This is a genomic window from Streptomyces sp. NPDC028928 (assembly GCF_055564915.1).
On the sequence record NZ_JBVHVI010000009.1, the window covers coordinates 52,355 to 75,731 of the forward strand.

A 23,377-nucleotide genomic window follows, 5' to 3' on the forward strand; every position below is an offset into this window, starting at 1 on the left:
ACCCCTATGTATCCAGGAAGAAGCAGCCATCGTGTCTGACCCGAACCTGAACGACGCCATCGAGCCGGACGAGACGGTGGACGACGAGCTCAACATCGTCGAGGGCGCGGACGAGCAGGACGAGTTCGAGGCTGCCGAGGCCGAGGCGGGTGAGCCGGCCGAGGAGGCCGCGCTGCACGCCGAGGACGAGGACGAAGAGGCCGGCGAGGAAGCCGACGAGGAGACCGCCGTCGAGGAGGCCGCCGAGGAGCCGGCCGCCCCGGTGGACACGGTCGAGGCCCTCCGCGAGGAACTGCGCACCCTGCCCGGCGAGTGGTACGTCATCCACACCTACGCCGGCTACGAGAACCGCGTGAAGACCAACCTGGAGCAGCGCGCCGTCTCGCTGAACGTCGAGGACTACATCTTCCAGGCCGAGGTGCCGCAGGAAGAGGTCGTCCAGATCAAGAACGGCGACCGCAAGACGATCAAGCAGAACAAGCTGCCGGGTTACGTCCTGGTCCGCATGGACCTGACCAACGAGTCCTGGGGCGTCGTCCGCAACACGCCGGGCGTCACCGGCTTCGTCGGCAACGCCTACGACCCGTACCCGCTGACCCTGGACGAGATCGTCAAGATGCTCGCCCCGGAGGCCGAGGAGAAGGCCGCCCGCGAGGCCGCCGAGGCCGAGGGCAAGCCCGCCCCGCAGCGCAAGGTCGAGGTCCAGGTCCTGGACTTCGAGGTCGGCGACTCGGTCACCGTCACCGACGGCCCGTTCGCCACGCTCCAGGCGACCATCAACGAGATCAACCCCGACTCGAAGAAGGTCAAGGGCCTGGTGGAGATCTTCGGCCGCGAGACGCCGGTCGAGCTGTCCTTCGACCAGATCCAGAAGAACTGAAGCCGTCCCCCGAGAGCGCCCCGCCGGTCAGCACCGGGCCGGGGCGCTCTCGCCGTGTCCGCCCCGCCGTCCTCGCCGCCGTGGCCGCACCGGCCCTGCTGGTGGCGGCGTATGCCGTCTTCTTCCCGGCGGCCTGGCTGCGGACCGAGCTGCGGGGCGCGGAGCCGGCCGAGGCCACCTTCCACAGCGGGACGTGTGTCCTCGGCGGCTGCAGCGTCACCTTCTCCCTGGCGGGGGAGGAAGTCACGGCCGGTCTCCCGCTCGGCACGCGCGCGCGTGGGCACGCCGAAGGTGACACCGTGGAGGTACGGCACGCGCCGGGCGAGCCGGAGCGGGTCGTGCTCGCCGAGGACACCGGACGCGGGACCGTCGCGGCGCTGCTCGCCGTACCGGGTGGCGCGACCGTGGTCAGCCTGGTGGCAGCGGCCGTGCACGTGCTGCGCGACCGTCGGCCCGAAGGTCCCGCAGACCCCGCCTGACCAGGGCGATTTCCTGTCTCGCGGAGACAGCGGCTATCGTGGTGCGGTATGCCATCTGTGTGATCTTGCCCCCATGGGTGCAGGTCCTAGGCACGGATGGCAGTCAACCTCTCAGTAAGGACCCGGAGAGAGCATGCCTCCCAAGAAGAAGAAGGTCACGGGGCTCATCAAGCTCCAGATCCAGGCCGGCGCCGCCAACCCGGCTCCGCCGGTCGGCCCGGCGCTGGGTCAGCACGGCGTCAACATCATGGAGTTCTGCAAGGCCTACAACGCCGCGACCGAGTCGCAGCGCGGTTGGGTCATCCCGGTGGAGATCACGGTCTACGAGGACCGCTCCTTCACCTTCGTCACCAAGACGCCGCCGGCCGCGAAGATGATCCTCAAGGCCGCGGGTGTCGAGAAGGGCTCCGGCGAGCCGCACAAGACCAAGGTCGCCAAGATCACCGAGGCGCAGGTCCGCGAGATCGCCCAGACCAAGATGCCCGACCTCAACGCGAACGACCTGGACGCCGCGGCGAAGATCATCGCCGGTACCGCGCGCTCCATGGGCGTCACGGTCGAGGGCTGACCTCAACCCACCAGTAGTCATGCGGCTGCCGGCGACACGTAGCCGCACGTGGCAGGGCCTGCTCGGCCCAGGGACCACGACTCCTTTCAGAACACACAGGAGCAAGTTGTGAGCAAGCGCAGCAAGGCTCTCCGCGCTGCGGACGCCAAGGTCGACCGGGAGAAGCTGTACGCCCCGCTCGAAGCCGTCCGTCTCGCCAAGGAGACCTCCACGACCAAGTTCGACGCCACCGTCGAGGTCGCCTTCCGTCTGGGTGTCGACCCGCGCAAGGCCGACCAGATGGTCCGTGGCACCGTGAACCTTCCGCACGGCACCGGTAAGACCGCCCGGGTCCTGGTCTTCGCGACCGGCGACCGTGCCGAGGCCGCGCGTGCCGCGGGCGCCGACATCGTCGGTGCCGACGAGCTGATCGACGAGGTCTCGAAGGGCCGTCTGGACTTCGACGCCGTCGTCGCCACCCCGGACCTCATGGGCAAGGTCGGCCGCCTCGGCCGCGTCCTCGGCCCGCGTGGTCTGATGCCGAACCCGAAGACCGGCACCGTCACCCCCGACGTCGCCAAGGCCGTCACCGACATCAAGGGCGGCAAGATCGAGTTCCGCGTCGACAAGCACTCGAACCTGCACTTCATCATCGGCAAGGCGTCCTTCGACGACGCCAAGCTGGTGGAGAACTACGGCGCCGCGCTGGAGGAGATCCTCCGTCTGAAGCCGTCCGCCGCCAAGGGTCGCTACATCAAGAAGGCCGCCATCACCACCACGATGGGCCCCGGCATCCCGGTCGACCCGAACCGCACCCGCAACCTCCTGGTCGAGGAGGACCCGGCCGCCGTCTGAGCCTGAGGCTCGGCCCCGGTAGCCGCGTCAGCGACGCGTAAGGAAAAGGGCGGGCCCTGGAACCTTCAAGGTTCCGGGCCCGTCCTTTCTTTGTGCGACCTTTCGTACGACTGTCAGCGGCCTGGGCTACGGTGCAGGCACGGGACACGCAATTGGGGTGGGAGCAGATGAACAGCACGACCGCGCGCCGGACGGCCCTTTCCATCGCGGTGGTGGCCGCGCTGACCGGAGTTGCCGCCTGCGGCTCCTCCGAGTCGGACAAGGGCGGTGACAAGGCGGCCGGCAAGACCGTGACCCACGTCAGCCCCATAGCCGCCCTGCGCTCCGCCGAGAAGTCCACCGACAAGGCCGACTCGGCCAAGGTGCGGTCCACGACCTCCATCGGCGACGTCATGTCGATGACCGCGAACGGCGCCCTCACCTGGAGCGACGGCCTCAAGGGCAACCTCACCATCACGTACACCGGCGGCCAGATGGCCGAGCTGATGAAGAAGGCCGGCACGTCGTCCATGGAGGCCCGGTACCTGCCGGACGCCTACTACGCGCACATGAGCGACGCGTACGCCCAGCAGGCGGGCGGCGGCAAGCACTGGATCAAGTACTCCTACGCCGACCTCGAAAAGCTCGGCGGCGCCTCCGGGTCGTACATGAAGGACCAGCTCCAGAACTCCACGCCGAACCAGTCCGTGAAGCTGCTGCTGGCCTCCGGTGACGTCAAGAAGGTCGGCGAGGAGACGGTCTCCGGCGCCCACACCACGCACTACTCGGGCAAGGTCGACGTCGCCGACCTCGCCGAGAAGTCCAGCGACCTCACCGCCGAGCAGATGTCCGCCCTGAAGAAGCAGCTCACCCAGGCCGGCGTCACCACCGAGACCGTCGACGTCTGGATCAACGACCAGGACCTGCTGGTCAAGAAGACCGAGAAGGCCGACACGGCCAACGGCGCCATGACCAACACGACGCTCTACAGCGACTACGGCGTGAAGGTCACCGCCGAGGCGCCCCCGGCCGGCGACACCAAGGACTTCGCGGACATGATGAAGTCCGGCGGGCTGACGGGCGGCACCGGCGCCACCTCCTGACGCCGAGGACCGTCCCCTGACCCCGACGGCCGTCCCCTGACCCGACGGCCCTCCTGGACCCCCTGAGGCGCGCTCAGCGCCCCTCGGGGGGCCTGGCTGCCACACCCCCTGTCTGCCGGCCGGAACGCCCGCCCCGCCTCGGCCGGAAGGCCTGCCCTGCCCCGGGCGGACCGGTCCCAAACGGCCGATTTGCTCGACCGGGCCCGCGTCCCGTACTCTCTCCGAGAAGCCAAAGACCGCTGGTCGTTGCCGTGCGCTCGAATGAGGGTGCGGTGGCCGAAGGATCCGCTGAAAAGTGGGCGACCCGCGCAGGTGACAGTGGAAGAACTCCCGGAGTGCGCGCGCCGAGCGCGTGTGCGGCCGGTCGAGTCCGCCCCGTGCGCCTGCGCCGGGGCGTTTCGTTTTACCCAGTCCTCCTTCGGGTCCGCGCGGTCCGAATCACCCGGAAGGAGGCCGAGGCTCTATGGCGAGGCCCGACAAGGCTGCCGCGGTTGCGGAGCTGACGGACAAGTTCCGCAGCTCCAACGCCGCCGTGCTGACCGAGTACCGCGGTCTCACCGTGGCGCAGCTCAAGACGCTGCGCCGGTCGCTCGGTGAGAACGCCCAGTACGCCGTGGTGAAGAACACGCTGACCAAGATTGCGGCCAAGGAGGCCGGGATCACGCTGGAGGACCAGCTCTTCGCTGGCCCGACGGCCGTCGCCTTCGTCACCGGTGACCCGGTGGAGTCGGCGAAGGGTCTGCGTGACTTCGCCAAGGACAACCCCAATCTCGTCATCAAGGGCGGTGTCCTGGAGGGCAAGGCCCTCTCCGCCGACGAGATCAAGAAGCTTGCGGACCTCGAGTCCCGCGAGGTTCTGCTCAGCAAGCTGGCCGGTGCCTTCAAGGCGAAGCAGTCCCAGGCTGCCTCCGTCTTCCAGGCTCTGCCGTCGAAGCTCGTCCGCACCGTGGACGCGCTGCGCGCCAAGCAGGCCGAGCAGGGCGGTGCCGAGTAATTCGGCTCGCTTTCTGACCCGCACCAACGGCGCGGGTCGCAGCGGGCCGACGTACGCCCGCCTTACCCAGTACATCCGGCACCTGCCGATTTGAGTGGAAGGACCGCCATCATGGCGAAGCTCAGCCAGGAAGACCTGCTCGCCCAGTTCGAGGAGATGACCCTCATCGAGCTCTCCGAGTTCGTGAAGGCCTTCGAGGAGAAGTTCGACGTCACCGCCGCCGCCGCCGCGCCGGTCGTCGTCGCCGGTGGTGCCGCTGGTGGCGCCGCCGCCGAGGCCGAGGAGGAGAAGGACGAGTTCGACGTCATCCTCACCGGCGCCGGCGACAAGAAGATCCAGGTCATCAAGGTCGTGCGTGAGCTGACCTCCCTGGGTCTGAAGGAGGCCAAGGACCTCGTCGACGGCACCCCGAAGCCGGTCCTGGAGAAGGTCAACAAGGAGGCCGCGGACAAGGCCGCCGAGGCCCTCAAGGGCGCCGGCGCGTCCGTCGAGGTCAAGTAAGACCTTCGCGACCGCAGAAACGGCCCGCTAGGGCTGTAACGCGAACGCACCGAAGGGCGATCATCCATCCGGGTGGTCGCCCTTCGGCGTTCCCCGGGGTCCGGCGAGGGCTGCCTTGCACCTGTGTTCGTGAGGGGTAAGGTGATCTTCGTCGTGTCTCCCGGTACCCCGGTTCCGGCAAGGAGCCCTTGACGAACCGCACGCAGCGCGCAATTCTCAGGACGCGTCGTCACAAGCATCCGAATCCGAGGCATGGATCGACGGCGAAGAGGGCAGTATCAACGTGCGTTGAGGGCAGGCATGCCGAGGGCGTTGACAAGGGCGTTGAGGACAACGAGGGTCTTCGAAAACCCGCACTGGACATCAGTGTGCCAAGTGGCTACACTGACCCTTTGCGCTGCCTGTTAGCTGTCCCCTGCCCGTCACCAGGGGTCTGCCCTCACTTGAGCACAGTCGACCGAAGCCCCCCTGACCTGGGGTTTCCGTCCCTGTGTACGGGAGAGGGACCGGTACGCGCGTAGTGAGTCCGAGCCCTCGGAAGGACCCCCTCTTGGCCGCCTCGCGCACTGCCTCGACCGCGAATACGAACAACGGCGCCAGCACCGCCCCGCTGCGCATCTCCTTTGCAAAGATCAAGGAGCCCCTCGAGGTTCCGAACCTGCTCGCGCTGCAGACCGAGAGCTTTGACTGGCTGCTCGGCAACACCGCCTGGCAGACTCGGGTCGAGGAGGCTCTTGAGAACGGTCAGGACGTCCCCACCAAGTCCGGTCTGGAGGAGATCTTCGAGGAGATCTCCCCGATCGAGGACTTCTCCGGGTCGATGTCGCTGACGTTCCGGGACCACCGCTTCGAGCCGCCGAAGAACTCGATCGACGAGTGCAAGGAGCGCGACTTCACGTACGCCGCCCCGCTCTTCGTCACCGCCGAGTTCACCAACAACGAGACCGGCGAGATCAAGTCCCAGACCGTCTTCATGGGCGACTTCCCGCTCATGACGAACAAGGGCACTTTCGTCATCAACGGCACCGAGCGTGTCGTGGTGTCGCAGCTGGTCCGTTCCCCCGGTGTCTACTTCGACTCTTCCATCGACAAGACGTCCGACAAGGACATCTTCTCCGCCAAGATCATCCCGTCCCGGGGTGCCTGGCTGGAGATGGAGATCGACAAGCGCGACATGGTCGGTGTCCGTATCGACCGCAAGCGCAAGCAGTCGGTCACCGTCCTGCTGAAGGCGCTCGGCTGGACGACCGAGCAGATCCTTGAGGAGTTCGGCGACTACGAGTCGATGCGCGCCACCCTGGAGAAGGACCACACCCAGGGCCAGGACGACGCGCTGCTCGACATCTACCGCAAGCTGCGTCCGGGCGAGCCCCCCACGCGTGAGGCCGCGCAGACGCTGCTGGAGAACCTCTACTTCAACCCGAAGCGCTACGACCTCGCCAAGGTCGGCCGTTACAAGGTCAACAAGAAGCTGGGTACGGACACCCCGCTGGACGCGGGCATCCTGACCGTCGAGGACATCATCGCGACGATCAAGTACCTGGTGAAGCTGCACGCCGGCGAGACCGAGACCACCGGTGACAACGGCGAGACGGTCGTCGTCGAGACGGACGACATCGACCACTTCGGCAACCGTCGTCTGCGCAGCGTCGGCGAGCTGATCCAGAACCAGGTCCGTACGGGTCTGGCCCGTATGGAGCGTGTCGTCCGCGAGCGGATGACGACCCAGGACGTCGAGGCGATCACGCCGCAGACCCTGATCAACATCCGGCCGGTCGTCGCCTCCATCAAGGAGTTCTTCGGCACCAGCCAGCTGTCCCAGTTCATGGACCAGAACAACCCGCTGTCGGGTCTCACCCACAAGCGCCGTCTGTCGGCTCTTGGTCCGGGTGGTCTCTCCCGTGAGCGGGCCGGCTTCGAGGTCCGTGACGTGCACCCGTCGCACTACGGCCGTATGTGCCCGATCGAGACGCCGGAAGGCCCGAACATCGGTCTGATCGGCTCGCTCGCCTCCTACGGCCGGGTCAACGCGTTCGGTTTCGTCGAGACCCCGTACCGCAAGGTCATCGACGGCCAGGTCACCGACGAGGTCGACTACCTGACCGCCGACGAGGAGGACCGCTTCGTCATCGCGCAGGCCAACGCGCCGCTGACGAACGACCTCCGTTTCGAGGAGAACCGCGTGCTCGTCCGCCGTCGTGGCGGCGAGGTCGACTACGTCGGCCCCGAGGACGTGGACTACATGGACGTCTCGCCGCGCCAGATGGTGTCGGTCGCGACCGCCATGATCCCCTTCCTCGAGCACGACGACGCCAACCGTGCCCTCATGGGCGCGAACATGATGCGCCAGGCCGTTCCGCTGATTAAGTCGGAGGCCCCGCTCGTCGGTACCGGCATGGAGTACCGCTCCGCCGTCGACGCCGGCGACGTCGTCAAGGCCGAGAAGGCCGGTGTGGTCCAGGAGGTCTCCGCGGACTACATCACCACCGCCAACGACGACGGCACGTACATCACGTACCGCCTGGCCAAGTTCGCCCGCTCCAACCAGGGCACCTCGGTCAACCAGAAGGTCATCGTCAACGAGGGCGACCGGATCATCGAGGGCCAGGTCCTCGCCGACGGCCCGGCCACCCAGAACGGTGAGATGGCCCTCGGCAAGAACCTGCTCGTGGCGTTCATGCCGTGGGAGGGTCACAACTACGAGGACGCGATCATCCTGTCGCAGCGCCTCGTACAGGACGACGTCCTCTCCTCGATCCACATCGAGGAGCACGAGGTCGACGCCCGTGACACCAAGCTCGGCCCCGAGGAGATCACCCGGGACATCCCGAACGTCTCCGAGGAGGTCCTCGCCGACCTGGACGAGCGCGGCATCATCCGTATCGGTGCCGAGGTCATCGCCGGTGACATCCTCGTCGGCAAGGTCACCCCGAAGGGTGAGACCGAGCTGACGCCGGAGGAGCGCCTGCTGCGCGCGATCTTCGGTGAGAAGGCCCGTGAGGTCCGTGACACCTCGCTGAAGGTGCCGCACGGTGAGACCGGCAAGGTCATCGGCGTGCGCGTCTTCGACCGCGAGGAGGGCGACGAGCTGCCGCCGGGCGTGAACCAGCTGGTCCGCGTCTACGTCGCGCAGAAGCGCAAGATCACCGACGGTGACAAGCTCGCCGGCCGTCACGGCAACAAGGGTGTCATCTCGAAGATCCTGCCCATCGAGGACATGCCGTTCCTCGAGGACGGAACCCCGGTCGACATCATCCTCAACCCGCTGGGTGTGCCGTCCCGAATGAACCCGGGACAGGTCCTGGAGATCCACCTCGGCTGGCTCGCCAGCCGCGGCTGGGACGTCTCCGGTCTCGCGGAGGAGTGGGCCCAGCGCCTGCAGGCCATCGGCGCCGACAAGGTCGAGCCCGGCACCAACGTCGCCACCCCGGTCTTCGACGGTGCGCGTGAGGACGAGCTCGCGGGTCTGCTGCAGCACACCATCCCGAACCGCGACGGCGAGCGCATGGTGCTCCCGACCGGTAAGGCGCGGCTGTTCGACGGCCGTAGCGGTGAGCCGTTCCCGGACCCGATCTCGGTCGGCTACATGTACATCCTGAAGCTGCACCACCTGGTCGACGACAAGCTGCACGCCCGTTCGACCGGTCCGTACTCGATGATCACCCAGCAGCCGCTGGGTGGTAAGGCCCAGTTCGGTGGCCAGCGGTTCGGTGAGATGGAGGTGTGGGCCCTCGAGGCCTACGGCGCCGCGTACGCCCTCCAGGAGCTGCTGACCATCAAGTCCGACGACGTCACCGGCCGCGTGAAGGTCTACGAGGCCATCGTCAAGGGCGAGAACATCCCTGAGCCCGGCATTCCCGAGTCCTTCAAGGTGCTCATCAAGGAAATGCAGTCCCTGTGCCTCAACGTGGAGGTGCTGTCTTCGGACGGCATGTCCATCGAGATGCGCGACACCGACGAGGACGTCTTCCGCGCTGCGGAGGAGCTCGGTATCGACCTGTCCCGGCGCGAGCCGAGCAGCGTCGAAGAGGTCTGACGGGAGTCCGGCGGGGCCCCTCACCCACAAGGGGCCCCGCCGACCCCCAGGCCCCCGTACAGACCCACAGACTTACGACCCTGAGAGGGATTGACGCATAGTGCTCGACGTCAACTTCTTCGACGAGCTCCGGATCGGCCTGGCCACCGCTGACGACATCCGTCAGTGGAGCCACGGCGAGGTCAAGAAGCCCGAGACCATCAACTACCGCACCCTCAAGCCCGAAAAGGACGGACTCTTCTGCGAGAAGATCTTCGGTCCGACCCGGGACTGGGAGTGCTACTGCGGCAAGTACAAGCGCGTCCGCTTCAAGGGCATCATCTGCGAGCGCTGTGGCGTCGAGGTCACGCGCGCCAAGGTGCGCCGTGAGCGGATGGGCCACATCGAGCTGGCCGCGCCCGTCACGCACATCTGGTACTTCAAGGGTGTGCCGTCGCGCCTCGGCTACCTGCTGGACCTGGCGCCGAAGGACCTGGAGAAGGTCATCTACTTCGCCGCGTACATGATCACGTACGTGGACGAGGAGCGCCGTACCCGCGACCTGCCCTCCCTGGAGGCGCACGTCTCCGTCGAGCGGCAGCAGATCGAGAACCGCCGGGACGCCGACCTGGAGGCCCGCGCCAAGAAGCTCGAGACCGACCTGGCCGAGCTGGAGGCCGAGGGCGCCAAGGCCGACGTGCGCCGCAAGGTGCGCGAGGGTGCCGAGCGCGAGATGAAGCAGCTGCGCGACCGTGCGCAGCGCGAGATCGACCGCCTCGACGAGGTGTGGAACCGGTTCAAGAACCTCAAGGTCCAGGACCTGGAGGGCGACGAGCTGCTCTACCGCGAGCTGCGTGACCGCTTCGGCACGTACTTCGACGGCTCGATGGGTGCCGCGGCGCTGCAGAAGCGCCTGGAGTCCTTCGACCTGGAGGAGGAGGCGGAGAAGCTCCGCGAGATCATCCGCACCGGCAAGGGCCAGAAGAAGACCCGTGCCCTGAAGCGGCTGAAGGTCGTCTCCGCGTTCCTGCAGACCTCCAACAGCCCCAAGGGCATGGTCCTGGACTGCGTCCCGGTCATCCCGCCGGACCTGCGTCCGATGGTGCAGCTGGACGGTGGCCGCTTCGCGACCTCCGACCTGAACGACCTGTACCGCCGTGTGATCAACCGCAACAACCGTCTGAAGCGGCTCCTGGACCTCGGTGCCCCGGAGATCATCGTCAACAACGAGAAGCGCATGCTTCAGGAGGCTGTTGACGCCCTCTTCGACAACGGTCGTCGCGGCCGCCCGGTGACCGGTCCGGGCAACCGCCCGCTGAAGTCCCTCAGCGACATGCTGAAGGGTAAGCAGGGTCGATTCCGTCAGAACCTGCTCGGTAAGCGTGTCGACTACTCGGCGCGTTCCGTCATCGTCGTCGGCCCGCAGCTGAAGCTGCACCAGTGCGGTCTGCCCAAGGCGATGGCCCTGGAGCTGTTCAAGCCGTTCGTGATGAAGCGCCTGGTCGACCTGAACCACGCGCAGAACATCAAGAGCGCCAAGCGCATGGTGGAGCGCGGCCGTACGGTCGTGTACGACGTCCTCGAAGAGGTCATCGCCGAGCACCCGGTTCTGCTGAACCGTGCTCCCACCCTGCACCGCCTCGGCATCCAGGCCTTCGAGCCGCAGCTGGTCGAGGGCAAGGCCATCCAGATCCACCCGCTCGTCTGCACCGCGTTCAACGCGGACTTCGACGGTGACCAGATGGCCGTGCACCTGCCGCTGTCCGCGGAGGCGCAGGCCGAGGCCCGCATCCTGATGCTGTCCTCGAACAACATCCTCAAGCCGGCCGACGGCCGTCCGGTGACGATGCCGACCCAGGACATGGTCCTCGGTCTGTTCTTCCTCACCACCGACGGCGAGATGCGTGACGTCAAGGGCGAGGGCCGCTCGTTCGCGTCCGTGGCCGAGGCGATCATGGCGTTCGACGCCGGCGAGCTGTCGCTGCAGTCGCGCGTGGACATCCGCTTCCCGGTGGGCACCATCCCGCCGCGCGGCTGGACCCCGCCGGCGCGCGAGGAGGGCGAGCCGGAGTGGCAGCAGGGTGACAGCTTCCGTCTGAACACCACGCTGGGCCGCGCGCTCTTCAACGAGCTGCTGCCCGAGGACTACCCGTTCGTCGACTACGAGGTCGGCAAGAAGCAGCTCTCCGAGATCGTCAACGACCTCGCCGAGCGCTACCCGAAGGTCATCGTGGCGGCGACGCTCGACAACCTGAAGGCGGCCGGCTTCTACTGGGCGACCCGTTCCGGTGTCACCGTGGCCATCTCCGACGTCGTCGTTCCCGAGGCGAAGAAGGAGATCGTCAAGGGCTACGAGGCGCAGGACGAGAAGGTCCAGAAGCAGTACGAGCGCGGTCTGATCACCAAGGACGAGCGCACGCAGGAGCTCATCGCGATCTGGACCAAGGCGACCAACGAGGTCGCCGAGGCGATGAACGACAACTTCCCGAAGACCAACCCGATCTTCATGATGGTGAACTCGGGTGCACGAGGCAACATGATGCAGATGCGTCAGATCGCCGGTATGCGTGGTCTGGTGTCGAACGCGAAGAACGAGACGATCCCGCGTCCGATCAAGGCGTCGTTCCGTGAGGGCCTGTCCGTGCTGGAGTACTTCATCTCCACGCACGGTGCCCGTAAGGGTCTGGCGGACACCGCTCTGCGTACCGCCGACTCGGGTTACCTGACCCGTCGTCTGGTCGACGTCTCGCAGGACGTCATCATCCGCGAGGAGGACTGCGGCACCGACCGTGGCCTCAAGCTGCGGATCGCCGAGCGCGGCGCCGACGGCGTGCTGCGCAAGGCGGACGACGTCGAGACGTCCGTGTACGCGCGCTGCCTCGCCGAGGACATCGTGGTCGACGGCCAGGTGCTGGCCCCGGCCGGCACCGACCTGGGCGACGTCCTCATCGAGGAACTGGTCGGCCGTGGCGTCGAGGAGGTCAAGACCCGCTCGGTCCTGACCTGCGAGTCCGCCGTCGGTACCTGCGCGATGTGCTACGGCCGTTCGCTGGCCACCGGCAAGCTGGTCGACATCGGTGAGGCGGTCGGCATCATCGCCGCCCAGTCCATCGGTGAGCCCGGTACCCAGCTGACGATGCGTACCTTCCACACCGGTGGTGTGGCCGGTGACGACATCACCCAGGGTCTGCCCCGTGTCGTCGAGCTCTTCGAGGCCCGTACCCCGAAGGGTGTGGCCCCCATCTCGGAGGCCTCCGGCCGGGTCCGCATCGAGGAGACGGAGAAGACGAAGAAGATCGTCGTCACTCCGGACGACGGCAGCGACGAGACGGCGTACCCGATCTCGAAGCGTGCCAAGGTCCTGGTCCGCGAGGGCGACCACGTCGAGGTGGGCCAGCAGCTCACCGTGGGTGCCACCAACCCGCACGACGTGCTGCGCATCCTGGGTCAGCGTGCCGTCCAGGTCCACCTGGTCGGCGAGGTCCAGAAGGTCTACAACTCGCAGGGTGTGTCGATCCACGACAAGCACATCGAGATCATCATCCGGCAGATGCTGCGCCGCGTGACGATCATCGAGTCCGGCGACGCCGAGCTGCTGCCCGGCGAGCTGGTCGAGCGCTCCCGCTTCGAGCAGGAGAACCGTCGTGTGGTCCAGGAGGGCGGTCACCCGGCCTCCGGTCGTCCGCAGCTGATGGGTATCACCAAGGCCTCGCTGGCGACGGAATCCTGGCTGTCGGCCGCCTCCTTCCAGGAGACGACCCGAGTCCTGACGGACGCGGCGATCAACGCCAAGTCCGACAGCCTCATCGGCCTCAAGGAGAACGTCATCATCGGTAAGCTCATCCCGGCCGGTACGGGTCTGTCCCGCTACCGCAACATCCGGGTCGAGCCGACCGAGGAGGCCAAGGCCGCGATGTACTCGGCCGTCGGCTACGACGACATCGACTACTCGCCGTTCGGCACGGGCTCCGGCCAGGCCGTTCCGCTGGAGGACTACGACTACGGTCCGTACAACCAGTAAGGCGTACGTCCACTGAAGGGCGGCCACCCTCCGGGGTGGCCGCCCTTCGGCGTTGGCCGGGCCTGGCGTTCGAGTGATCGCCTCGTCTCAGAGACGGCCGTCCGCGCTTCCCAGGGGCCCGGCGGCTCGCCGTGACAGCGGTGCCGGCCGCGCTGCCGGCGACAGCGGCGTGTGGGGGCGGCGGAGCCGGCGGGGAGTCGGACGGCTGCGCCATGTCATAGAACAGGCTCACCATCAGCATTCCGACGAGCAGCGCGCCGAGGGCCGGCGTGGCCCCCACGGCCGTCATCAGGGTCGGCATGAGCTCCGGCCAGTACCCGTCCCGGCAGGCCGTGTGCGCGCCGCAGGAGCCGCCGACCCGACGGTCGCCCTGGGCCTCAGTCTGTGCGTGTGCCGCGGGCCCGCATGCGACGGCCGCGCCGCCCGGCTGACGGGGTGCGAGAGCCCCCGTCGGCGGCGCCCGGTCTCCGAATCGAAGATCACGTAGGGTACGGCGACTTGACATGCTCCGCAGCCCCAGGCCTCCGGACCCCATTTGTTTTGACCACAGCGAATGAGGTAGGTACGCTCAGACCTTGTGCCTGGGGTGTGCCCTGGCCCTCGTGCGTGCCTACAAACCGCATTCGGGCCGAGCGCGGCCACCGTAATTCGCGCCCTTCCCGCCTTGCGGCGGGAGTCTGGCGGATTCGACACACCCGACCGCGTGGGTCGGCGACGTTCCAGGTTAGCTGTACCCATCGGCACACAGAAACCGGAGAAGTAGTGCCTACGATCCAGCAGCTGGTCCGCAAGGGCCGGCAGGACAAGGTCGAGAAGAACAAGACGCCCGCACTCGAGGGTTCGCCCCAGCGTCGCGGCGTCTGCACGCGTGTGTTCACGACCACCCCGAAGAAGCCGAACTCGGCCCTCCGCAAGGTCGCGCGTGTGCGTCTGACCAGCGGCATCGAGGTCACCGCTTACATTCCGGGTGAGGGACACAACCTGCAGGAGCACTCCATCGTGCTCGTGCGCGGCGGCCGTGTGAAGGACCTGCCGGGTGTTCGCTACAAGATCATCCGCGGTTCGCTCGACACCCAGGGTGTCAAGAACCGCAAGCAGGCTCGCAGCCGTTACGGCGCCAAGAAGGAGAAGTAAGAATGCCTCGTAAGGGCCCCGCCCCGAAGCGCCCGGTCATCATCGACCCGGTCTACGGTTCTCCTCTGGTGACCTCCCTGATCAACAAGGTGCTGCTGAACGGCAAGCGCTCCACCGCCGAGCGCATCGTCTACGGCGCCATGGAGGGCCTGCGCGAGAAGACCGGCAACGACCCGGTCATCACGCTCAAGCGCGCTCTTGAGAACATCAAGCCGACCCTCGAGGTCAAGTCCCGCCGTGTCGGTGGCGCCACCTACCAGGTGCCGGTCGAGGTCAAGCCCGGCCGTGCCAACACCCTGGCGCTGCGCTGGCTGGTCGGTTACTCCCGCGCCCGTCGCGAGAAGACCATGACCGAGCGTCTCCTCAACGAGCTTCTCGACGCCTCCAACGGCCTCGGTGCGGCCGTGAAGAAGCGCGAGGACACCCACAAGATGGCCGAGTCCAACAAGGCCTTCGCGCACTACCGCTGGTAGTCGCTACCCACATCGAGACCGAGAGAAGACTGAAGCCTTATGGCTACCACTTCACTTGACCTGGCCAAGGTGCGCAACATCGGCATCATGGCCCACATCGACGCGGGCAAGACGACCACCACCGAGCGGATCCTGTTCTACACCGGTGTGTCCTACAAGATCGGTGAGGTCCACGACGGCGCTGCCACCATGGACTGGATGGAGCAGGAGCAGGAGCGTGGCATCACGATCACCTCTGCTGCCACCACCTGTCACTGGCCGCTGGAGAACGTCGATCACACGATCAACATCATCGACACCCCGGGTCACGTCGACTTCACCGTCGAGGTGGAGCGCTCCCTGCGCGTGCTCGACGGTGCCGTGACGGTGTTCGACGGCGTCGCCGGCGTTGAGCCCCAGTCCGAGACGGTGTGGCGTCAGGCGGACCGCTACGGCGTTCCGCGTATCTGCTTCGTCAACAAGCTCGACCGGACCGGTGCCGAGTTCCACCGCTGCGTCGACATGATCAGCGACCGCCTGGGCGCGCAGCCGATCGTCATGCAGCTCCCGATCGGTGCCGAGGCCGACTTCAAGGGCGTCGTGGACCTGGTCCGCATGAAGGCGCTCGTGTGGTCCGCCGAGGCCACCAAGGGCGAGATGTACGACATCGTCGACATCCCGGACACGCACACCGAGGCTGCCGAGGAATGGCGCGGCAAGCTGCTCGAGGCCGTGGCCGAGAACGACGAAGAGATCATGGAGCTGTACCTGGAGGGCCAGGAGCCTTCCGAGGAGCAGCTGTACGCCGCGATCCGTCGTATCACCATCGCCTCCGGCAAGGGCACCGGCACCACCGTGACCCCGGTGTTCTGCGGTACCGCGTTCAAGAACAAGGGCGTCCAGCCCCTGCTCGACGCGGTCGTGCGCTACCTGCCCTCCCCCGTTGACATCGAGGCCATCGAGGGCCACGCGGTCAACGACCCGGAGGAGGTCATCCGCCGCAAGCCGTCCGACGACGAGCCGCTGTCCGCGCTGGCGTTCAAGATCATGAGCGACCCGCACCTCGGCAAGCTCACCTTCGTCCGGGTCTACTCGGGCCGCCTGGAGTCCGGCACCTCGGTGCTGAACTCCGTCAAGGGCAAGAAGGAGCGCATCGGCAAGATCTACCGCATGCACGCCAACAAGCGTGAGGAGATCGAGTCGGTGGGCGCCGGTGACATCGTCGCCGTCATGGGCCTGAAGCAGACCACCACCGGTGAGACGCTGTCCGACGACAAGAACCCGGTCATCCTGGAGTCCATGGACTTCCCGGCGCCGGTCATCCAGGTCGCCATCGAGCCCAAGTCGAAGGGCGACCAGGAGAAGCTGGGCGTCGCGATCCAGCGCCTCGCCGAGGAGGACCCGTCCTTCCAGGTCCACTCGGACGAGGAGACCGGCCAGACCATCATCGGTGGTATGGGCGAGCTGCACCTCGAGGTGCTGGTCGACCGTATGCGCCGTGAGTTCAAGGTCGAGGCCAACGTCGGCAAGCCGCAGGTGGCGTACCGCGAGACGATCCGCAAGGCCGTCGAGCGCGTCGACTACACCCACAAGAAGCAGACCGGTGGTACCGGTCAGTTCGCGAAGGTGCAGATCGGCATCGAGCCGCTCGAGGGTGGCGACACCTCGTACGAGTTCGTGAACAAGGTGACCGGTGGTCGTATCCCGAAGGAGTACATCCCTTCGGTGGACGCCGGTGCTCAGGAGGCCATGCAGTTCGGCATCCTGGCCGGCTACGAGATGACCGGTGTCCGTGTCATCCTCCACGACGGCGCCTACCACGAGGTCGACTCCTCCGAGCTCGCCTTCAAGATCGCCGGTTCGCAGGCCTTCAAGGAGGCCGCGCGCAAGGCCAGCCCTGTGCTCCTCGAGCCGATGATGGCCGTCGAGGTCACCACGCCCGAGGACTACATGGGTGAGGTCATCGGCGACATCAACTCCCGCCGTGGCCAGATCCAGGCCATGGAGGAGCGGGCTGGTGCCCGCGTCGTGAAGGGCCTCGTGCCCCTGTCGGAGATGTTCGGCTACGTCGGCGACCTCCGCAGCAAGACGTCGGGTCGCGCAAGCTACTCGATGCAGTTCGACTCCTACGCCGAGGTTCCGCGGAACGTCGCCGAGGAGATCATCGCGAAGGCCAAGGGCGAGTAACGCACCGCGTTCACACGCCGTAGGCTTGACTCCGGAGCCTCAAGGGGCAAACGTCCGCAATCGTGAGCGTTTGCCCCGGGTTCCGGGCCTTTACAGCAAAGATCACCTGGCGCCGATGAAGTAAGGCGTACCAGAACCACTCCCAGGAGGACCCCAGTGGCGAAGGCGAAGTTCGAGCGGACTAAGCCGCACGTCAACATCGGCACCATCGGTCACATCGACCACGGTAAGACGACCCTCACGGCCGCCATTACCAAGGTGCTGCACGACGCGTACCCGGACCTGAACGAGGCCACCCCGTTCGACAACATCGACAAGGCGCCCGAGGAGCGTCAGCGCGGTATCACCATCTCCATCGCGCACGTCGAGTACCAGACCGAGGCGCGTCACTACGCCCACGTCGACTGCCCGGGTCACGCGGACTACATCAAGAACATGATCACGGGTGCGGCGCAGATGGACGGCGCCATCCTCGTGGTCGCCGCCACCGACGGCCCGATGCCGCAGACCAAGGAGCACGTGCTCCTGGCCCGCCAGGTCGGCGTTCCGTACATCGTCGTCGCGCTGAACAAGGCCGACATGGTGGACGACGAGGAGATCCTGGAGCTCGTCGAGCTCGAGGTCCGTGAGCTCCTCTCCGAGTACGAGTTCCCCGGCGACGACGTTCCGGTCGTCAAGGTCTCCGCGCTCAAGGCCCTCGAGGGCGAGCAGGAGTGGGTGGACTCCGTCCTCAACCTGATGAAGGCCGTCGACGAGTCGATCCCGCAGCCGGAGCGCGACGTCGACAAGCCGTTCCTCATGCCGATCGAGGACGTCTTCACGATCACCGGTCGCGGTACGGTCGTCACCGGCCGTATCGAGCGTGGTGTCCTCAAGGTCAACGAGAACGTCGACATCATCGGCATCAAGACCGAGAAGACCTCCACCACGGTCACCGGCATCGAGATGTTCCGCAAGCTGCTCGACGAGGGCCAGGCCGGTGAGAACGTCGGTCTGCTCCTCCGTGGCATCAAGCGCGAGGACGTCGAGCGCGGCCAGGTCATCATCAAGCCGGGCTCGGTCACCCCGCACACCGAGTTCGAGGCGCAGGCCTACATCCTCTCCAAGGACGAGGGTGGCCGCCACACGCCGTTCTTCAACAACTACCGTCCGCAGTTCTACTTCCGCACGACGGACGTGACCGGCGTGGTGACCCTCCCCGAGGGCACCGAGATGGTCATGCCGGGTGACAACACCGAGATGAAGGTGGAGCTCATCCAGCCCGTCGCCATGGAAGAGGGCCTGAAGTTCGCCATCCGTGAGGGTGGCCGCACCGTGGGCGCCGGCCAGGTCACCAAGATCGTCAAGTAAGTTCCGCTTGCTTGAGGGTCACTGCCTGACCTAAGAGGAGGCCCGTACGACCGAAGGTCGTACGGGCCTCTTCGCATGTCCCCGCCCTCCCTCCCATTCCCGTGAGCAAGGACCGTTCTGGATGCCGATACGCGAAGGGCGCCTGCAGACAGTCGTCCCCTGGCTGGCCGCGGCGGCCGTGGTGGTCCTCGGGGCCTGGCAGCAGGGCCTCGTCCCCTGGGGTGGTCCGCCCGAGTCCGGCCCGGCCAGGGCCGTCGCACTGCCGGGTGGCGGTGTGTCGGACGGCAGCCACTGCGGAGCGAGGGGCTACCACCACTTCCCGCTGCCGGCGGCGGCCTCCTCGCCCGCGCCCCGGTCCGCCGCCTCGCGGCTCGTCCTCGGCGCCTACGGCTACGCGAGACTGTCCCGCCGCGACCCCGGCCGCCTCACCGTCAGCCTGCTCCTCGCGCCCCCCAAGGGATCCCAGAAGGCGCCGCGGCCCCTCGGTGGCGAGGGCGTCGCGGTCGAGATCGAGGGCCCGGACGGACTGGTCGGCGGCGCACACGCGCTGCCCGTCACCTGGACGTCCTCCGCCGAGGTCGCCCGGGCCGAGCTGTCCCTGCCGCCGCAGGCCCTGTGTCCCGGCCAGGACGCGAGGACCGTGGCGAGGAGGCTCCTGGCGCCGACCGACTCCTCGAACACCCTCACCGGCCAGCCGCCCTACACCCTGACCGTGTCGGTCCGCGACCCGGACCTCGGCCTCCTGAGCGCTGACAACCTCGTGCCGCTGGACGCCCTGGGCTGATCGCTTCGAAACTATTCGGCGCCCACGACCCGTTCCCCCCACCGCTCACTAGGCCCACTATTTGTCATGCCGGTGAGCAAATAGAGACAGGGCAGGGAGCGGAGGGCGACGCATGTCCGTGGCGCGCAGAACCGTACTGGGGGCGGGACTCACCGCCGTACCGGTGCTGACCTCGGGGACCGCGTGGGCCGGGGGAGGGGACGGCCAGGGCGGCAAGGGCAGCCCTGACGGCCCGGGCGGCCCCGTGGTGACGGACCCGGGGGCATACATCTCGTTCACGGGCGGGGTGTTCTCCCTCGTCGGCGCTCCCGTAGTGGTCAGCCCTGAGGATCACCCCGGGGTCGTACGAGTGGCGGGCGACCTCCGGGACGACCTGGCGCGCGTGACCGGCGTCCGTCCGGGCAGCACGATCGGCCGCTTCCCGGTGCTGCTCGGCACGATCGGCCGCAGCCCGCTGGTCGACGGTCTGATCCGGTCCGGGAAGCTCGACGTCACGGGTGTGCGGGGCAGGTGGGAGACCTCGCTGCAGACGGTCGTGGACCATCCGATGCCCGGCGTGGAGCGGGCGTTCGTCATCGCGGGCAGCGATCCGCGGGGCACCATCTTCGGGGCGTACGACGTCTCGTACGGGATCGGTGTCTCGCCCTGGCACTGGTGGGACGACGTACCGCCGGCGCGCCGCGATCACGTGTGGGTGAAGCCGGGCCGCTTCACCCAGGGGACACCCGTGGTGAAGTACCGCGGCGTCTTCATCAACGACGAGAACCCGGCGCTCGGCACCTGGGCACCGGCGTACTTCGGCCCGGGGAAGGCGCCGGGCCATCCCGGAGGCTTCACCGCCGACTTCTACGCGAAGGTCTTCGAGGTGCTGCTGCGCCTGAAGGGCAACTACCTCTGGCCGGCGGTCTGGGGCCGGGCGTTCGCGGAGGACGACCCGGAGAACCACCGCCGGGCCGCCGAGTACGGCATTGTCATGGGCACGTCTCACGAGGCGCCGATGATGCGCGGCATCGAGGAGTGGAACCGGCACGCCGGCTCCGGGACCGACCCCTACGGGGGCACGGGCGAATGGTCGTACCGGCGCAACGCGGAGGCGATCCGCGCGTACTGGCGCGCCGGCATCCAGCGCATGGTCGACCAGGGCTTCGAGGGTGTCGTGACCCTCGGCATGCGCGGCAACGGCGACACCAGCCTCCCCGACGGCGACGGCATCGAACTGATGCAGCAGATCATCGCCGACCAGCGCCGCATCATCGAGGAGGTCACCGGCAGGCCGGCGGCCGAGACCCCCCAGGTCTGGACCCTCTACAAGGAGGTCCAGCGCTACTGGGACCGCGGCCTGCGCGCACCGGACGACGTCACCGTGGTCCTCACGGACGACAACTGGGGCAACATCCGCAAACACCCGGACGGCCCGCGCCCCGGCGGCTACGGCCTCTACTACCACTTCGACTACGTCGGCGCCGGCCGCAACTACAAGTGGGTGGACACGGCCAATCTGCGCAACGTCTGGGACCAGCTCCACCAGGCCCACGCCTACGGCAACCACGGCCTGTGGGTGGCCAACGTCGGCGACCTGAAGGGCAACGAACTCCCCACGGAGTTCTTCCTGACGTACGCCTGGAACCCCTCGCGCCTGCCGCTCGACCGCCTCGCCGCGTGGGAGGAGCGCTACGCCCGCCAGAACTTCGGCGATGCCCAGGCGAAGGAGATCGCCTCCCTGCTGGCCGAGTACGGCCGTCTCCAGGCCCGCCGCAAACCGGAGTTGCTGAACCGCCGCATCACCCTCTCCGGCGACCGGGTCGTGTACGACGACCAGCAGAGCCCGTACTACTTCGCGCACCGGGAACTGGAACGGGTCACCGAGGAGTGGCGCGCACTGGGCCGCCGCGCGGAACGCGTCGAGCGCAGACTGCCGGGGGAGCTGCGGGACGCGTGGTTCGAACTGGCCGGCTACGCGGTCACGGCCACCGCGAACCTGTACGCGCTGCGGGAGGCCGAGTTCACGAACCTGCTGTACGCCGCACAGGGCCGGTCGGCGACGAACGACCGCGCGGCCCGGGCGGAAGCGGGCCTCGCGGCGGACCTCGCCCTGGCCGACCGCTTCAACTCCCGTGTGGCCGACGGCAAATGGCAGGGCTTCCAGACCCAGCCGCACATCGACTACGGGGACGTCGACCGCTACGGCCCCAACGCGGGCTGGCAGCAGCCGGAGAAGGACAACGTCGCCCTGCCGGACGTGCTGTTCCCCGCGGTGAGGCGCATCGAGGTGCCCTCCGGTGCGGAGCTGGGCGTGTCCGTGGACGGGGCGGAGGACGCGGGGGAGTGGTGGCCGGGGGGCTCCTCCGCGGCGGCGTCCCTGCCGCCGTTCAGCCCGTACCAGACCCGCCCCCGGCAGTACGTGGAGATCTTCAACCGGGGCCGTACGCCGTTCCCCTACGAGGTCTCGGTCTCGGCACCCTGGCTGCGGGTGGACCGGCCTCGGGGCCGGGTGGAGCAGCAGGTGCGCCTGGAGGTGGAGGTGGACTGGTCCCGGGCTCCGGCCGGGCGCACGGAGGCGACCCTGACGGTGCACGGCGCGGGCGCGTCGGTCCCGGTCCGCTGCGTGGCGCAGCGCCCCTCGGGCGTGCCGGTGCGGGGCTTCGTGGAGGCCGGCGGCTACGTGGCGATCGACGCCGAGCACTACGACCGTGCGGTGGGGGAGTGGCGGCGCCTCGACGGCATCGGACGGACCGGGGCGGGCATGACGCCGTGGCCGGTGACGTCCCCGAGCCGCACGCCCGGAGGCTCCTCCCCGCGCCTGGAGTACGAGGTGACCCTGCTGTCCGCCCCCGGCGAGGTGACGGTCCGGGCGTACCTCTCCCCCCGCAACCCAGCCCTCCCCGGGGTCACCGGGCTCCGGTACGGCGTCTCCCTCGACGACGGCCCGATCCGCACCGTGGACATCACGGCGGGCGCGGACGACGGCGCACTGAACACCGTCTGGGCCCGCCACACCTCGGACAACATCAACGCGACGGCGACCACGCACACCGTGACGAAGCCGGGCGTCCACCGGCTGAAGTTCTGGATGGTGGACCCGACGGTGGTGGTGCAGCGGTTGGTGATCGAGACGGGCGGGCTGCCGGAGCTGTATCTGGGGCCGCTGGAGAGTCGGCGGGTGGGGGGCGACCACTCGTAGAACGGCAGGCCCTCTGACGACACCGTCCAGTCGGCGATCGGCACGTCCTCGCCGTAGACGAAGTCCGTGCGGGTGGCGTAGCGGGGGCCGTCCCGGATCCAGCTCGCGCAGGGCGGCGGCGATACGGGTCGCGCCCTCGCCGGATGCGAGGAGCGCTACGCCCGCCGGAACTTCCGCGAGGCCCGGGCGAAGGAGCGGGCGGCGAGGGTCTTGATGCCGACGCGGGCGCCGGGCGGCAACGACTGGATGTGGCAGGCCGGGCCGATCACGAGGAGGCAGAGGTCCGGGTGCACCCTGTTGCTTTTTTGGGGGAGCCGCCAGTGGCGCCGGAGCACGGGGTGCCGTGTTCCGGCGCTGGTGGCCCGGGTACGACGGCGGCTGGACACGCACCCAGGCTTTTGTCTCAACTCCCTTGCGCGGCCGCGCTGTTTGCTAGTGTGACGCGGGCACATCAGGGCAGTACACGGGGATGAGGTTGTGGCGGGAAGTGCGAGTGGCCGGCAGCACATAGCCGACGGGCATGTGGGGATGAGGCTCAATCACTTGCCGGACGGCCCTGGCGGCGGATCCTCAGGCGGGCAGTCGGGCCTCGCCTCCTCGCCCGCTCAGAAGCGCGCTGCGGCGAACGCGATCCACGACCACATCGGGCCCGAGACCAGTAAGGCGGGGAAGGGGGCGGACGAGCAGACGAACGCCGTGGTGAAGGCGTTCGACGCGAAGGACGGGCACGGCTGGCTCACCTCCGCTGCGGTGAGCAAGGCCCACAAGACCTGGGGTGAGCAGGTCCAGAGCCTGCACCAGCGGCTGATGCGCGAGGTGTCGGCGTTGCGCGGTACGAACACGGTGCTGACGGGGACGGACGGCAGTGTCGCGTCCGGCGTGCGGACGTCGTCGGCGCTCGACGGCTTCTGAGCC

At 67.9% G+C, this 23,377-nt stretch carries 17 protein-coding genes; 16 read left to right on the plus strand and 1 reads right to left on the minus strand.

Going from position 1 to position 23,377, the window contains the following annotated elements; genetic code table 11:
* Nucleotides 1–31: 31 nt before the first annotated feature.
* The 15 genes from nusG (at nt 32) to ACZ4U1_RS22175 (ending at nt 22,462) form a co-directional block, all read left to right on the plus strand.
* Entirely contained in the window at nt 32–880 is an 849-nt protein-coding gene (gene nusG, locus ACZ4U1_RS22105) for a transcription termination/antitermination protein NusG (RefSeq protein ID WP_467905372.1), read from the plus strand.
* 80 nt (nt 881–960) lie between these two features.
* Nucleotides 961–1,359, plus strand: a complete 399-nt coding sequence (locus ACZ4U1_RS22110; RefSeq protein WP_467905373.1) for a hypothetical protein — start codon at nt 961–963, stop codon at nt 1,357–1,359.
* A 133-nt stretch (nt 1,360–1,492) separates the two neighbouring features.
* Complete coding sequence (gene rplK, locus ACZ4U1_RS22115) at nt 1,493–1,927, plus strand: 50S ribosomal protein L11 (RefSeq protein ID WP_030747472.1); 435 nt, start codon at nt 1,493–1,495, stop codon at nt 1,925–1,927.
* Nucleotides 1,928–2,035: 108 nt separating this feature from the next.
* The gene (gene rplA, locus ACZ4U1_RS22120) at nt 2,036–2,761 is read left to right on the plus strand and encodes a 50S ribosomal protein L1 (RefSeq protein WP_467905375.1); all 726 of its coding nucleotides are present in this window, start codon (nt 2,036–2,038) and stop codon (nt 2,759–2,761) included.
* 167 nt (nt 2,762–2,928) lie between these two features.
* Nucleotides 2,929–3,843 carry an SCO4651 family lipoprotein gene (locus ACZ4U1_RS22125; RefSeq protein ID WP_467905376.1) on the plus strand — a complete coding sequence of 305 codons (915 nt, stop codon included), beginning with the start codon at nt 2,929–2,931 and terminating at the stop codon, nt 3,841–3,843.
* Nucleotides 3,844–4,306: 463 nt separating this feature from the next.
* On the plus strand, nt 4,307–4,837 hold the full coding sequence (gene rplJ, locus ACZ4U1_RS22130) for a 50S ribosomal protein L10 (RefSeq protein ID WP_014674354.1): 531 nt from the start codon (nt 4,307–4,309) through the stop codon (nt 4,835–4,837).
* A gap of 111 nt (nt 4,838–4,948) precedes the next feature.
* Nucleotides 4,949–5,338: a 50S ribosomal protein L7/L12 gene (gene rplL, locus ACZ4U1_RS22135; RefSeq protein WP_230919653.1), complete on the plus strand. Its 390-nt coding sequence runs from the start codon at nt 4,949–4,951 to the stop codon at nt 5,336–5,338.
* A 550-nt stretch (nt 5,339–5,888) separates the two neighbouring features.
* Nucleotides 5,889–9,374 (plus strand): DNA-directed RNA polymerase subunit beta, encoded by a 3,486-nt coding sequence (rpoB, locus tag ACZ4U1_RS22140; protein WP_467905378.1) that lies wholly within the window; start codon nt 5,889–5,891, stop codon nt 9,372–9,374.
* Between the two features lie 100 nt (nt 9,375–9,474).
* Nucleotides 9,475–13,374: a DNA-directed RNA polymerase subunit beta' gene (locus tag ACZ4U1_RS22145; RefSeq protein ID WP_467905380.1), complete on the plus strand. Its 3,900-nt coding sequence runs from the start codon at nt 9,475–9,477 to the stop codon at nt 13,372–13,374.
* Between the two features lie 762 nt (nt 13,375–14,136).
* The gene (rpsL, locus tag ACZ4U1_RS22150) at nt 14,137–14,508 is read left to right on the plus strand and encodes a 30S ribosomal protein S12 (RefSeq protein ID WP_003948652.1); all 372 of its coding nucleotides are present in this window, start codon (nt 14,137–14,139) and stop codon (nt 14,506–14,508) included.
* Nucleotides 14,509–14,510: 2 nt separating this feature from the next.
* A complete protein-coding gene (gene rpsG, locus ACZ4U1_RS22155; RefSeq protein ID WP_003998848.1) occupies nt 14,511–14,981 on the plus strand; it encodes a 30S ribosomal protein S7 in 471 nt (156 codons plus the stop codon).
* A gap of 39 nt (nt 14,982–15,020) precedes the next feature.
* Nucleotides 15,021–17,147 (plus strand): elongation factor G, encoded by a 2,127-nt coding sequence (gene fusA / locus ACZ4U1_RS22160; protein WP_467905381.1) that lies wholly within the window; start codon nt 15,021–15,023, stop codon nt 17,145–17,147.
* 156 nt (nt 17,148–17,303) lie between these two features.
* Entirely contained in the window at nt 17,304–18,497 is a 1,194-nt protein-coding gene (tuf, locus tag ACZ4U1_RS22165; protein WP_030601270.1) for an elongation factor Tu, read from the plus strand.
* A gap of 121 nt (nt 18,498–18,618) precedes the next feature.
* Nucleotides 18,619–19,281: a hypothetical protein gene (locus ACZ4U1_RS22170; protein ID WP_467905383.1), complete on the plus strand. Its 663-nt coding sequence runs from the start codon at nt 18,619–18,621 to the stop codon at nt 19,279–19,281.
* 112 nt (nt 19,282–19,393) lie between these two features.
* Complete coding sequence (locus tag ACZ4U1_RS22175) at nt 19,394–22,462, plus strand: glycosyl hydrolase 115 family protein (RefSeq protein ID WP_467905385.1); 3,069 nt, start codon at nt 19,394–19,396, stop codon at nt 22,460–22,462.
* A gap of 155 nt (nt 22,463–22,617) precedes the next feature.
* Here ACZ4U1_RS22175 and ACZ4U1_RS22180 read toward each other — a convergent pair whose 3' ends face one another.
* Entirely contained in the window at nt 22,618–22,755 is a 138-nt protein-coding gene (locus ACZ4U1_RS22180) for a hypothetical protein (protein WP_467905387.1), read from the minus strand.
* Between the two features lie 250 nt (nt 22,756–23,005).
* Here ACZ4U1_RS22180 and ACZ4U1_RS22185 point away from each other — a divergent pair, with 250 nt between their 5' ends.
* Nucleotides 23,006–23,374 (plus strand): hypothetical protein, encoded by a 369-nt coding sequence (locus tag ACZ4U1_RS22185; protein WP_467905389.1) that lies wholly within the window; start codon nt 23,006–23,008, stop codon nt 23,372–23,374.
* Nucleotides 23,375–23,377 lie beyond the last annotated feature (3 nt).